General features: G+C 69.9%; 11 protein-coding genes. 10 read left to right on the plus strand and 1 reads right to left on the minus strand.

Annotated features, from left to right (window positions below; all coding sequences use genetic code 11):
* Positions 1-145: 145 nt before the first annotated feature.
* The 7 genes from ACLZN2_RS45845 (at position 146) to ACLZN2_RS45875 (ending at position 8,698) form a co-directional block, all read left to right on the plus strand.
* Positions 146-1,006, plus strand: coding sequence for a 3-hydroxybutyryl-CoA dehydrogenase (locus tag ACLZN2_RS45845; RefSeq protein WP_416985962.1), 861 nt, complete (start codon positions 146-148; stop codon positions 1,004-1,006).
* Between the two features lie 138 nt (positions 1,007-1,144).
* Positions 1,145-2,560, plus strand: a complete 1,416-nt coding sequence (locus ACLZN2_RS45850; RefSeq protein WP_416985964.1) for an amidohydrolase family protein — start codon at positions 1,145-1,147, stop codon at positions 2,558-2,560.
* Between the two features lie 74 nt (positions 2,561-2,634).
* The gene (locus ACLZN2_RS45855; protein ID WP_416985966.1) at positions 2,635-4,566 is read left to right on the plus strand and encodes an AMP-binding protein; all 1,932 of its coding nucleotides are present in this window, start codon (positions 2,635-2,637) and stop codon (positions 4,564-4,566) included.
* A gap of 43 nt (positions 4,567-4,609) precedes the next feature.
* A complete protein-coding gene (locus tag ACLZN2_RS45860) occupies positions 4,610-5,185 on the plus strand; it encodes a VOC family protein (protein ID WP_416985968.1) in 576 nt (191 codons plus the stop codon).
* Between the two features lie 16 nt (positions 5,186-5,201).
* Complete coding sequence (locus tag ACLZN2_RS45865; RefSeq protein WP_416985969.1) at positions 5,202-6,080, plus strand: fumarylacetoacetate hydrolase family protein; 879 nt, start codon at positions 5,202-5,204, stop codon at positions 6,078-6,080.
* Positions 6,077-7,258: an acyl-CoA dehydrogenase family protein gene (locus tag ACLZN2_RS45870; RefSeq protein ID WP_416985970.1), complete on the plus strand. Its 1,182-nt coding sequence runs from the start codon at positions 6,077-6,079 to the stop codon at positions 7,256-7,258. Before ACLZN2_RS45865 ends, ACLZN2_RS45870 begins: the two co-directional genes overlap by 4 nt.
* Before the next feature lie 27 nt (positions 7,259-7,285).
* Complete coding sequence (locus ACLZN2_RS45875; protein WP_416985972.1) at positions 7,286-8,698, plus strand: FAD-binding oxidoreductase; 1,413 nt, start codon at positions 7,286-7,288, stop codon at positions 8,696-8,698.
* A 78-nt stretch (positions 8,699-8,776) separates the two neighbouring features.
* On the opposite strand, the gene ACLZN2_RS45880 is transcribed toward ACLZN2_RS45875, so the two are convergent.
* Entirely contained in the window at positions 8,777-9,286 is a 510-nt protein-coding gene (locus ACLZN2_RS45880) for a MarR family winged helix-turn-helix transcriptional regulator (RefSeq protein ID WP_416985974.1), read from the minus strand.
* Positions 9,287-9,400: 114 nt separating this feature from the next.
* Between ACLZN2_RS45880 and ACLZN2_RS45885 the strand changes: the two genes are divergently transcribed.
* From ACLZN2_RS45885 to ACLZN2_RS45895, 3 genes are read left to right on the plus strand one after another with little or no spacing between them, the layout of a single operon-like run.
* The gene (locus ACLZN2_RS45885) at positions 9,401-10,669 is read left to right on the plus strand and encodes an amidohydrolase family protein (RefSeq protein WP_416985975.1); all 1,269 of its coding nucleotides are present in this window, start codon (positions 9,401-9,403) and stop codon (positions 10,667-10,669) included.
* A 27-nt stretch (positions 10,670-10,696) separates the two neighbouring features.
* On the plus strand, positions 10,697-11,644 hold the full coding sequence (locus ACLZN2_RS45890) for an NADP-dependent oxidoreductase (RefSeq protein WP_416985976.1): 948 nt from the start codon (positions 10,697-10,699) through the stop codon (positions 11,642-11,644).
* A 49-nt stretch (positions 11,645-11,693) separates the two neighbouring features.
* The gene (locus ACLZN2_RS45895) at positions 11,694-12,440 is read left to right on the plus strand and encodes an SDR family NAD(P)-dependent oxidoreductase (protein ID WP_416985977.1); all 747 of its coding nucleotides are present in this window, start codon (positions 11,694-11,696) and stop codon (positions 12,438-12,440) included.
* Positions 12,441-12,459: the final 19 nt, after the last annotated feature.

A 12,459-nucleotide genomic window follows, 5' to 3' on the forward strand; every position in this document is an offset into this window, starting at 1 on the left:
CCGCCCTGAAGGACGCCGCGGTGAACGACCGCAACGTCTTCGCCGTCCTCATGGACGCCGCCCGCGTCTGCTCCCTCCAGCAGATCACCGACGCCTTCTTCGAGATCGGCGGCCAGTACCGCCGTAACGTCTGAAAGGACTTCCCATGGATTCCGTCACTCGTCTTGGGGTGGTGGGCTGCGGCCTCATGGGCTCCGGCATCGCCGAAGTCGCCGCCCGCGAGGGCATCGACGTCCGGGTCGCCGAAGCCACCCCCGACGCCGCCGAAGCCGGCCGGCGCCGGGTCACCGACTCGCTCGACCGAGGCGTGAAGCGCGGCAAACTCACCGAGGAGCAGCGCGAACAGGCCCTCGCCCGGCTCTCGTTCACCCACTACCTCGGCGACCTCGCCGACCGGCAGTTCGTCGTCGAGGCCGTCGCCGAGAACCGTGACATCAAGATCGAGGTCATCAGGGCCCTGGACAAGGCGGTCGAGGATCCCGGCGCGATCCTGGCCACCAACACCTCCTCGATCCCGATCGTCGACCTCGCCGTCGCCACCGAGCGGCCCGGCCAGGTCATCGGGATGCATTTCTTCAACCCCGTGCCCGTGCAGCGGCTGGTCGAGATCATCCCAGCCCTCACCACCGGCGACGACACCGTTCGGCGGACCCGCGGCTTCGCCGAGCAGCTGGGCAAGCAGGCCGTCCAGGCACCCGACCGCGCCGGCTTCGTAGTCAACGCCCTGCTGATCCCGTACCTGCTCAGCGCGGTGCGGATGGTGGAGTCCGGGGGCGCGCGGCCCGAGGACATCGACCGGGGCATGGAGCTCGGCTGCGCCCACCCGATGGGGCCGCTGCGCCTGCTCGACCTCATCGGCCTGGAGACCGCTCAGGCGATCGCCGAGTCCATGCACGAGGAGTTCAAGGAGCCGCTGTACGCCCCGCCCGCGCTGCTGCGCCGCATGGTCGCCGCCGGGCATCTGGGCCGTAAGAGCGGACGTGGTTTCTACATCTACGACAGCTGAATTGATGAAGGTGTCAAAGTATTGACGTGTGCGTTGATGCGGGCGTAGCGTTCACCTGGACGTGATGCCGATGTGCTGAGCCGCAGACCGGCGTCGCGCCCTCAAGTTCTCATTGCGCAACAGGAGGGACGGCGAGGGATGGGCGAGGAGCGCACGCTGATTCGTGGCGGCACTGTCATCACGATGGAGCCGGGTGTCCCGGACGCGGTGGCCGACATCCTCATCGAGGGTGACCGGATCGCCGCGGTGGGCAGGGGCCTGGGGGTGGACGAGGGTGCGGTCCGCGTGGTGGACGCGAGCAACCGCATCGTCGTCCCGGGGTTCATCGACACCCACCGCCACATCTACCAGATCCTCATGCGAGGTCTGGGGACGAACTGGTCGCTGATGGAGTACCTGACCTCCATCATCAGCGTGCTCGGCCCGAACTTCACCCCGGACGACCTGTACGTCGCGCAGCGGCTGGGTGCCCTGGACGCCATCGACACCGGCGTCACGGCCGCCTTCGACTGGTGCCAGCAGCAGACGTCGAGGGACCACATCGACGCACTGCTCGATGGCCTCGAGTCGACCGGGTTCCGCGTCAAGTTCGGCAGCGGCGCCAACGTGATCGACCTGCAGAACTGCCTGAAGCCCCCGTTCATCGCCACGACCCCGGCGAACGCCGTCGAGGTGCGGCGGCTGCGGGAGAAGTACGCGTCGGACACCGGCCTGATCACGATCGGCCTGGCCGGCATGGGCCCGGACCACCTGACGATGGAGGTCGTCAAGCAGGACCTGGCGCTCGCCCGTGAACTGGGCATCCGGATCAACATGCACCTGGGCCAGGCCGTCATGCCGGGCCGCTCCGGCATCGAGCTGATGCACCAGGAGGGCCTGCTGGGCGACGATCTGACGCTCGGGCACTGCAACTACTTCAGCGACGACGAGATCAAGCTGATGCTCGACCACGGGGTGACCGCGTCGGTGACCCCGGAGGACGAGTGCAACATGGGCCACGGCTGGCCCCCGATCGGCCGGATGGTCGCTGCCGGGCTGTACCCCAACATCGGCATCGACACCTGCCTCAACGTCGGCAGCGACCAGTTCACCGCGATGCGGTTCGCGCTGGCGATCCCCCGGGCGCAGGCGAACGACGCCGCGCTGGCCGCGGGGCAGAACCCCTGGTCGGTACCGCTCACCGCCCGGGACGCGCTGCGCATGGCGACCATCGAGGGGGCGCGGGCGTTGGGGCAGGAGCACCGGCTCGGCAGCATCAAGGCCGGCAAGCAGGCCGACCTCGTCTCCATCGACATCCGGCACGTCTCCATGTTCCCGGTTCACGACCCGGTCGCCAACGTCGTGCACAGCGCGGGCCGTTCGGTGGTCTCCGATGTCTTCATCGCGGGCAGGCAGGTGAAGAAGGACGGAGAGCTCGTCGGCGTCGACCTCCAGCGATTGCACGCCGACGCCGAGGCGGCGGCGGCCGGCCTGCTGGAGCGGTGCGGCATCACGCCCGGCTGGGCACCGCCGCACCCGGACGACGCCGTGTACCTCGCGTCGGAGTCCGCGTAGTCCCAGTAGTCCCCGAAAGAACCTCGCCCTTTTCACCCGCTGCTGTTATCAGATATGTCGATCCGGAGCCGGAGATGAGTGACTACGTCTGGACGCCCACCCCCGAGCACATCGAGAGGGCGAATGTCACGCGCTTGGCGCGGGCGCACGGCCTGGCCTCGCTGACCGAGTTGCGCGCGCGTTCGGTGGCGGACATCGGCTGGTACTGGGACGCGGTCGTGGCGGATCTGGGGCTGCTGTTCCGCAAGCGCTACGAGCGGGTTCTGGACCTCTCCGCCGGCATCGAACACCCTGACTGGTTTGTCGGCGGAGAGCTCAACATCGTGGACGCGTGCCTGGACCGGTGGTCGGCGGGTGCGTCCGCCGACCGTCCTGCCGTCGTCCACGAGGCGGAGGACGGGCGCGTCCGTTCGCTCACCTTCCGTGAGCTGGGCGCCGAGGTGGAACGCGTCCGGGGCGGGCTGCGGCGGCTGGGGATCGGGAAGGGCGACGCGGTCGCGCTGTTCCTGCCGATGATCCCCGAGGCGGTCGTAGCGTGCTACGCGGTGGCGGGGCTCGGTGCGGTGCTGGTGCCGCTCTTCTCCGGCTTCGCCCCGCAGGCGGTGGCCGCGCGCCTCCAGGACGCCGACGTGAAGGCCGTCGTCGTCGCCGACGGAACCGTCCGGCGCGGACGCGAGGTCGCGCTGCGGCCGGTCCTGGAGGAGGCACTGGAGAGCTGCCCCACGGTGGAGCACGTCATCGTCGTAGGAAATCTCGACGACGAGCCCAAGACGGACTCGCCCCGTGAAGCACTGTGGAGCGACCTCTCGGGAGACGCCGGTCCGGCCGAGACCATGACGGCCGACGAGACCCTGCTGCTCGCCTACACCTCCGGCACCACCGGCCGGCCCAAGGGAGCCGTGCACACCCACGCCGGATTCCTGGTGAAGACGGCGAGCGAGGTGGCGTACTCCTTCGACGTCGGTCCGGGAGACGTGTTCTGCTGGATCACCGACATGGGATGGATCATGGGCCCGCTGTCGGTGTTCGGGGTGCACGCCAACGGCGCGGCCCTGGTGCTCTACGAGGGCTCCCCGGACGTGCCCGACACCAACCGGCTGTGGTCGCTGGTGGAGCGCCACCAGGTCACCATGCTCGGCGTCTCGCCCACCCTGATCAGGACCGTACGGGCGGGCGCGCACAGCGCCGAGAGCGACGGCGACCTGTCCTCGGTCCGCGCGCTGGGTTCCAGCGGGGAGCCCTGGGACCGGGAGACGTACGACTGGCTGGCCAGGGACGTCTTCGGCGGTCGGATACCTGTGATCAACTTCTCCGGCGGCACCGAGGTCGGCGGTTCCTTCCTCGCCCCGTATCCCGTGGAGCCCATCCGCAGCTGCTCGCTGGGCGGGCCCTCTCTGGGCATGGATGTCGACGTGGTGGACGACCAGGCCCGGTCGGTGCGCGGGAAGGTCGGCGAACTGGTGTGCCGCCAGCCCTGGCCGGCCATGACCCGGGGAGTCTGGAAGGACGACCAGCGGTATCTGGAGTCCTACTGGTCGGTTTTCCCCGGCATGTGGCGCCACGGAGACTTCGCGCTCGTCGACGACGACGGCCAGTGGTTCGTCCTCGGCCGCTCGGACGACGTGATGAACGTGGCGGGAAAACGCCTCGCCCCCGCCGAGGTGGAGGCGGTGCTCATCGGGCATCCTGCGGTGGCCGAGGCGGCCGTGGTCGGAGTCCCCGACGCCAAGAAGGGCGAGGGTATCTGGGCGTTCTGGGTGCCGTGTGACGGCGTCGCCGAGGACGTCTCGGCCCAGCTGCGGGAGATGGTCGCCACCGAGCTGGGCAAGCCGTTCACGCCAGGGCTCGTCCGCAGAGTCGCCCAGCTGCCGAAAACCAGATCCGCCAAGATCCTGCGCCGCGCGGTGCGGGCGGCGGCCATGGGCACCGACCCCGGCGACCTGTCCAGCGCGGAGAACCCCGAGGCCCTGGACGGGATACGGGCCGCGATCGCGCAGGTCCCCTGACGGCCCTTTCTCTCAAGGAAGCACTTCCACGAAGGAGTTGAAGATGTCCTCTACGCCGAAGTTCGCCCATGTCGTGCTGCAGACAAGCCAGTTGGCGGAGATGCGGGACTGGTACTGCACGGTGCTGGATGCCCATGTGGTGTTCGAGGGGCACGGACTGTGCTTCATGACGTTCGACGAAGAGCACCACCGGATCGCCCTGCTGGGCGCGCCCGTTCCGCTGGAGCGCAAGACGCCGACGACGGCGGCCATGCACCACACGGCCTACACCTTCGACAACCTGGACGACCTGCTGGACCGGTACGAGTCCCTGAAGGAGAAGGGCATCGAGCCGAAGGTCCCGATCCAGCATGGCGTGACCACTTCGCTCTACTACCAGGACCCGGACGGCAACTTCGCCGAACTCCAGATCGACAACTTCGCCACGGCGGACGAGGCCACCGCCTACATGCACGGAGCCGAGTACGGGGCGGATCCGGTGGGCGTGTCCTTCGAACCCGAGCTGATGGCGCGGGCGCGGCAGGAGGGCACCGCTCCGGAGGAGCTGATCACCCGGGCCTGGGCCCTGAAGACCAGCCCCGACCTGCCCAACCCCCTGCCCATCCTGACCGGCGCCTGAGCGCCGAGGAGCCTGCATGCGTGTCATCAACCACGGCGGCCGGGCCGGTCTGGAGCGGGCCGGCCGCTGGCTGGACGTCGAGATCGCCAGCGACGGCTGGTTCACCCACGATCCGATGGCGGTGTACGCCCGCTGGGACGAACTGCGCGAGCACGCCAGGGAGTTCGACTTCTCCGACGCGGAGCCCGTCGACGAGACCCAGCTTCTCGCGCCGGTTCCCCAGCCACGCCAGATCTTCGCGGTCGGTCTCAACTACCGTGCGCACGCGGCCGAGTCAGGCCTGGACCTGCCCGAAGCGCCGTTCATCTTCACCAAGTTCCCGGCTTCGGTGACGGGACCGTACTCCACGGTCGAACTGCCCACCAAGACCGTGGACTTCGAGCTCGAACTCGTCGCCGTCATCGGTGCCGAGGCGCATCGAGTCGAAGTAGCCGACGCCTGGAGCCATGTCGCGGGACTGACTGTGGGACAGGACCTGTCTGAGCGCGAACTGCAGCTGTCGGGCCCTGCGCCCCAGCAGTTCAGCCTGGGTAAGTCGTACACCGGTTTCTCCCCGATCGGGCCGGCCGTGGTGAGCGTCGACGAGTTCGACGACCCCGACGACATCGCCCTCAGCGGCATCCTCTCCGGCGAGGAGGTGCAGCGGACCCGGACCGGCGACCTGATCTTCCCGGTCCCGCAGCTGGTGTCGTACCTCTCGCACATCCTGCCGCTGCTGCCCGGCGACCTGATCTTCACCGGCACCCCGTCCGGGGTGGGCTGGGGCCGTCGTCCCCAGCGGTACATCCAGCCGACCGACGAACTGGTCAGCCGCGCCGAGGGCATCGGCGAGATGCGCCACCGGTTCGTGTCCTCACCCACGCGAGTCCTAGGCCAAGGAGGAAATGGCGCGTGACGGTCACCCAGGACAACACGGTGTCGGCGGAGGTCGTGGAGACGGCGACCCGCCTCATCCCGCTGCTGCGGGAGAAGACGGAGGAGGCACGGCAACTCGCGCGCCCTACCGACGAGGTCATCAGCGCGCTGGAGGACTCCGGGCTGTTGACGATCCTCGCGCCCAAGAGCCGGGGCGGCCGCCAGCTTTCCTTGCGCACGTTCGCGGAGGTGTCCGAGGAGCTGGGCCGCGCCTGCGGCTCCACGGCCTGGGTCTACGGCATCTACGCGACGACCCTGTACATGCTCTCCGCCTTCCCCGACGAGGCGCAGGACGAGGTCTACTCCTCCGTGCCGGTGCCGAAGATGATCGGCTCCTTCAACCCCGTGGGCGAGGCGGTTCCGGTGGCCGGCGGCTACCGCCTGACCGGTACGTGGCGCTTCTGTTCTGGGCAGCACCACGCCGAGTGGGCCCTGCTGTCGTCGTTCATCGTGCGCGACGGCGAGCCGCCGGAGGTCGTCCAGTTCGTCGTCCCGCGCGGTGAATGCCGGGGCCTCGACGACTGGCAGGTCTCGGGGCTCTCCGGATCCGGTTCGGGCTCCCTCGCCACCGACGGTGTCTTCGTGCCCGAGCACCGGGTGCTGCCGGGCGGCGAGGCGGGCTCGCCGGTCTCCCTGTCCAAGGCCCTCGCGAATGATCCGTACTTCAGGATCCCCTTCGTGCCCTTCTTCTCGGCGGGTTCAGGAGGAGCGCCCCTCGGGATGGCGAGGACGGCCGTGGACCTGATGAAGGAGCGGATCCAGAAGCGGGGCATCACCTACTCGCCGTACAAGCGCCAGGCCGAGGCGCCCGTCACCCACCACCAGATGGACGCGGCGGTCATGAAGCTGGACCAGGCCCGCTTCCACGCCGACCGGGCCGTCGACACGGTCGAGGCCGTCACCGAGGACCCGGGGAACGTGGCGCTGCGGGTGCGGATCCGGGCCGACATCGCGTGGACGACCAAGTTGTGCCACGAGGTCGTGGAGATCGTCCGCCAGGCGTCCGGCGCCTCCGCCATCCACCGCAGGGACCCGCTCTGCGGGATCGTCGCCGACATCGGGGCCCTGTCGGTGCACTCCTTCCTCCTGCACAGCACCAACGCCGAACTGCACGGCCGGGTCCTGTGCGGTCTCGACCCCGAAGTGCCGTACATCTGAGCCGCTTCGCCCCGTGAAAGGAATGCCATGTCCGAGGCCGACTTCAAGAACTTCCCGACCGATTTCAAAGGAGAGGTCTTCCGACCGCGGGATTCGGGGTACGCGGCCGCCCGGAAGCTCTTCTACACCCACACCGACCACGCGACCCCGGCCCTGATCGCCCGCGCCGCCGACGCCCAGGACGTCCTCGCCGTCGCCCGCTTCGCCGGAGAGACGGGCACCCCGCTGGCTGTCCGGGCCGGCGGCCACAGCGTCGACGGATCGGGTATGCCGGACGGCGCGCTCGTGGCCGACGTCTCCGCTCTCAAGGCCGTCGACCTCGACCGGGACACCGGGATCGTGCGCCTGGGCTCGGGCGTGCTGCTGGGCGAGATGGACACCTTCCTGGAGAAGCACGACCTGGTCGTTCCGGCGGGCACGGTGAGCAACACCGGCGTGGCCGGGCTGACCCTGGGCGGGGGAGTCGGCTACAACATGCGCCGTTACGGCGCCACCGTGGACAACCTGCTGTCCATGGAGGTGGCGACGGTCGACGGACGCCTGGTGACGGCGAGTGCGACGGAGAACCCAGACCTGTTCTGGGCGCTGCGCGGCGGGGGCGGCAACTTCGGCGTGGTGACGTCCTTCGAGTTCCAGGCCCGGCCGCTGGGCCCCCAGGTGGCCGCCGGGTTCATCCCGTTCCCCGCGGCGAGCGCCCCCGACGTACTGGCCGCCTGGCGGGAGCACATGGCGGACGTGCCGCGGGAGCTGAGCGTCATCGCGGCCATGACCCAGTGCCCGCCGATGCCGTTCGTGCCGGAGCACTACCACAATGCGGACGTGGTGCTGCTGCTCGTGGTCCATACCGGGGCGCCGGAGAAGCTCGAAGGGCTGGTGGACGGGCTCGCGGCGCTTGGCCCGGCCATAGTCAAGGCGGTGCAGCCGGTGCCGTGGTCGGTGGCGAACAGCATGCTCGACGCGATCGCTCCGCCGGACCACCGCTCTTACACCAAGGGCGCCTACCTGTCGGAGCTCACCGACGACGTCATCGACATCGTGACGCGGCACGCGGCGGCGCATCTGCCGTCGCCGGGCCCGGTGGCGAGCACCGTGCAGAACCTCTGGTCCATGGGCGGAGCCATCACCGAGGACTTCGACGAGGACTCCGCGGCCTTCTCCCGCGAGGGAGCCAACTGGTTCTGGGAGACCGTCACCCTGTGGGACACCCCCGACCAGGACGCGGGCTTCCACGCCTGGGTCGACGGCGTGCACGCGGAACTCAAGCCGCACGTGCGCGACAACTGCTACGTCAACCTGTCGACCGACAACGGCCCCGAGTGGCGCCGCGGTGTCTGGGGGAGTGCCGGGAAGTACGCCCGGCTGGAGCGGGCCAAGGCCGACTGGGACCCGTACAACCTGCTGCGTTTCAACAAGAACATCGAGCCGACGAAGGCCGACTGACGCACCGTCATGAACACGAACACCGCAAGAGCGGCTCCCGGCGGGGGCCGCTCTCTGCGTTCTGTGCGGTCAGGCCTGTCAGGCCTGGTAACGGGTGGCCCGGGCGGCCGTGGCGCCGTCGAGCAGACCTGGGGCAGCGGCGAAGAGCCGGCGCAGCGCGGCGGTCGCCGTCTCGACGACCTCGGCCGGCACCCCGTCGAAGAGCGCGTCGTGAGCGGCCGCGTTCACCAGGACCGAGCGCTCGGCGAGCGCGATGCCGTCCGGCCTCAGCCGCAGCCAGGTGCTCCGGGCGTCGTCGGGGTCGTCCTCCCGCTCCACGACACCGCGGGCCACCAGCCGGTGGGTGACGTTGGCGGTGCCGCCGGTGGAGAGCATCCGGGACCGGGCGAGCTGGTTCGGCTTCATGCGGTACGGCGCACCGGAGCGGCGCAGCGTCACCAGCACCTCGAACTCAGCCGGGGTCAGCCCGAGTGCGGTCAGCTCCCGGCGCATCACGCCGTCCAGCACGCCGGACAGGAACATGATCCGTTTGGTCAGCTCCGACGAGGGGTGCTCCACCTCGGGCAGCTCGGTGCGCCACGAGTCCATCCCTGCGTCCACGGGATCCGGTGTTGTCGTCACGTGTTGCATCTAGGTCGCTATCGGTATAGCTTTCTATATAGCTTTTAAGAAAGCTTTCGACTTAGAGAGGTGGGCAGCGTCATGCCCGACAATCGCATCCTCATCCGCAACGGCCACGTCATCGACACCGACCCGCAGCCGTACGCCCGCCCCAACACCGACGTCCTGATCGAGGACGGCCGCATCGTCGCCGTGGGGACCGATCTGTCGGCAGAGGGCGCCACGGTCATCGACGCCACCGACCGGATCGTCCTGCCGGGCTTCGTGGACACCCACCGGCACGTGTGGCAGTCGGCGCTGCGCGGCGCGGCCGTGGACGTCGACCTCGGCGCCTACCTCGGCATCCTCGCCCAGTGCGGCCCCACATTCCGGCCGGGTGACGTGTACACCGCGACCCTGGCCGGCGCGCTGGAGTGTCTCGACTCCGGCATCACGACCCAGCTGGACTACTCGCACATCTCCTACTCGCCCGAGCACGCGGACGCCGCCATCGACGCCCTGCGCACAGCCGGACTGCGCGCGGTCTACGGCTATGGCACCCCGGTCACCGGCGGCGGCAGCCTCGACGACGTACGCCGGATCCGCACCGAGCGCCTGGCCGACGACAACGCGCTCGTCACCATGGCGTACGCGCCCCTCGGACCGTCCTTCACCCCGGTGGAGGTGGTGGCCGGGGAATGGAAGGTCGCCGACGAGTTGGACCTGCGCGTGACGTTCCACGTCGCCGCCACGCCTGTCAACCCCCAGCCGATCACCGCACTTCGCGACGCCGGTCTGCTCCGCGAGAAGATCCTCTACGTCCACGGCAACACCCTCGGCGACGACGAACTGAAGCTGATCGCCGACTCCGGAGCCGCCGCCTCGGCCGCGCCCGGCGCCGAGGCGATGCTCGGCAACAACTCCCCGGTGGCCGGCCGCCTCAAGCGCCTCGGCGTCACCACCGGCCTCGGCGTCGACGCGGTCACCTCGGCCCCCGGCGACATGTTCTCCCTCATGCGGGCGGCACTCCTGGCCAGCCAGATCGCCGACAGCCCGCGCATGACCTGCGCAGACGTCCTGAGGATGGCCACCCTGGGCGGCGCCGAGGCACTGGGCCTGGCCGACCGCACCGGCTCGCTGCGCCCCGGCAAGCAGGCCGATCTCGTCCTGATCCGGCTGGACGACCTCAGCACCCTCACCGCCGAGCGCGACCCCATCGCGGCCGTCGTCACGGCGGCCCACCCCCACAACGTCGACACGGTCCTGGTGGCCGGACAGGTCATGAAGAGCGACAGCCGACTGGTGCACGCCGACCTCGGCCGCGTCGCGCAGGACCTGCGGTCCACCGCGGCTGCCGTCGCCGCCCTCTGACACCCGCACCCCACAAGGAGAAGCGTCATGCGCGCACTGCACGTCCCCGAAGCCGGCGCCCAGCCCGTCCTCGGTGAACTGCCCGTCCCGGAGGTCACCCCCGGACACGTCCTGATCAAGGTCAGGGCAGCCGGACTCAACCCCCTCGACAACGTCCTCGCGGTGGGGGCGTTCGCCGAGCGGTTCCCCCATCACTACCCGCTGATCCTCGGCCGTGACGCCGCCGGTGTCGTGGAGGCGGTCGGCGAAGGCGTCGACCACGTCGAGCCCGGTCAGGAGGTCTTCGGCAATGTGCCGCTGGCCCCGCCGATCCAGGCCGGCACCCTCGCCGAGTACGCGCTGCTGCCCGCGGCGACCGTCGTGGTCAAGCCGGGCGGGCTGGACTTCACCACCGCTGCCGCACTTCCCCTGGCTGCGGCCGCCGCCTCGGCCGCTGTCGACAAGATCGGCGTCAAGGCGGGCCAGGTCGTGCTGGTCAACGGAGCCAGCGGCGGTGTCGGCCGCTACGCGGTTCAGTTGCTCGCCACCCAGGACGTGACCGTCGTGGCCACGGGCGCCCCCGCCGACGCCGAACGGCTCACCGAGCTCGGTGCCACCACCGTCGTGGACTTCACCGCCGGTCCCGTCGCCGAGCAGGTCCGGGCCCTGTACCCCGAGGGTGTCGATGCGCTCGTCAACCTCGTCGGGTTCACCCCCGCCGACGTTCCGCTGGACGCGGTGCGCAAGGGCGGCAGTGTCGCCACGACCACCATGGCTCCCGACGCCGACACCCTCGCGGCGGCCGGACTCACCGGCGGCATGGTGCAGGCTCACACGGCGCGCGAGACCACGGCCCCCCTTGCCGAGCTGGCGGCCGCCGGCCTGCTGGCCGTCGACGTGGAGGCCGTCCTGCCGCTGGAGCGGGCCGCCGAGGGCCTCGGCGTCCTCGCCGCGGGCCAGGCCCGCGGCAAGATCGTCGTCGCGTTCGGCGACTGACATCCCAACAAAAACCACCAAGTAGCGCACAGAACACAGGAGTTGTGTCATGGCTGGACGCCTGGCAGGCAAGATCGCCGTAGTGACCGGCGGCGGGGCCGGAATCGGCCGCACGATCGCGCAGAAGCTGGCCGCCGAGGGCGCCGACATCGCCGTAGCCGATGTGAATCCCGCGGAGGAGACGCGGGCGCTCGTCGAGGAGCACGGGCGGCGCTTCTTCGCCGCGAAGGTCGACGTCTCCGACGAGGCCTCGGTGAACGCCTTCGCCGCGGAGGTCCGCGAGGCCCTCGGCCCGGTGGACATCGTCGTGAACAACGCGGCCATCGCGATGCTGCGCGACCTCGACAACACCACCTACGAGCAGTGGAAGAACCTCTTCTCCATCAACGTGGACGGGTACTTCCTGGTCACCAAGGCCTTCGTGCAGGACCTCAAGGACTCGGCGGCCGGACGTGTGATCAACATGTCCTCGTCGAGCTACTGGGAGGCCCCGCCGATGTTCCTGGCGTACGTCTCCGGGAAGGGCGCCGTCAACGGCTTCACCCACGCCCTGGCCACCGACCTCGCGCGCTGGGACATCACGGTCAACGCGATCGGCCCGAGCGTCGTGCGCACCCCGACCACGCGCCGTGAGCTCACGGACGAGTTCTTCGGGCAGCACGCTCAGCTGCAGAACCTGAAGCGGGAGCAGACGCCCGAGGACGTGGCCAACCTGATCGCGTTCCTCGCCTCCGACGAGGCGTCCTTCATCACCGGCCAGGTCCACCTCGTCGACGGCGGCCTGATCCGCCGCTGAGGCCCCTCCCGCATCGCAT

Source organism: Streptomyces sp. T028, assembly GCF_048159505.1.
Taxonomy (GTDB): domain Bacteria; phylum Actinomycetota; class Actinomycetes; order Streptomycetales; family Streptomycetaceae; genus Streptomyces.

Coding starts and splice junctions, on each gene's coding strand:
- ACLZN2_RS45845 (WP_416985962.1), top strand. CDS start 146: ATGGATTCCGTCACTCGTCTTGGGGTGGTGGGCTGCGGCCTCATGGGC.
- ACLZN2_RS45850 (WP_416985964.1), top strand. CDS start 1,145: ATGGGCGAGGAGCGCACGCTGATTCGTGGCGGCACTGTCATCACGATG.
- ACLZN2_RS45855 (WP_416985966.1), top strand. CDS start 2,635: ATGAGTGACTACGTCTGGACGCCCACCCCCGAGCACATCGAGAGGGCG.
- ACLZN2_RS45860 (WP_416985968.1), top strand. CDS start 4,610: ATGTCCTCTACGCCGAAGTTCGCCCATGTCGTGCTGCAGACAAGCCAG.
- ACLZN2_RS45865 (WP_416985969.1), top strand. CDS start 5,202: ATGCGTGTCATCAACCACGGCGGCCGGGCCGGTCTGGAGCGGGCCGGC.
- ACLZN2_RS45875 (WP_416985972.1), top strand. CDS start 7,286: ATGTCCGAGGCCGACTTCAAGAACTTCCCGACCGATTTCAAAGGAGAG.
- ACLZN2_RS45880 (WP_416985974.1), bottom strand. CDS start 9,286: ATGGACTCGTGGCGCACCGAGCTGCCCGAGGTGGAGCACCCCTCGTCG.
- ACLZN2_RS45885 (WP_416985975.1), top strand. CDS start 9,401: ATGCCCGACAATCGCATCCTCATCCGCAACGGCCACGTCATCGACACC.
- ACLZN2_RS45890 (WP_416985976.1), top strand. CDS start 10,697: ATGCGCGCACTGCACGTCCCCGAAGCCGGCGCCCAGCCCGTCCTCGGT.
- ACLZN2_RS45895 (WP_416985977.1), top strand. CDS start 11,694: ATGGCTGGACGCCTGGCAGGCAAGATCGCCGTAGTGACCGGCGGCGGG.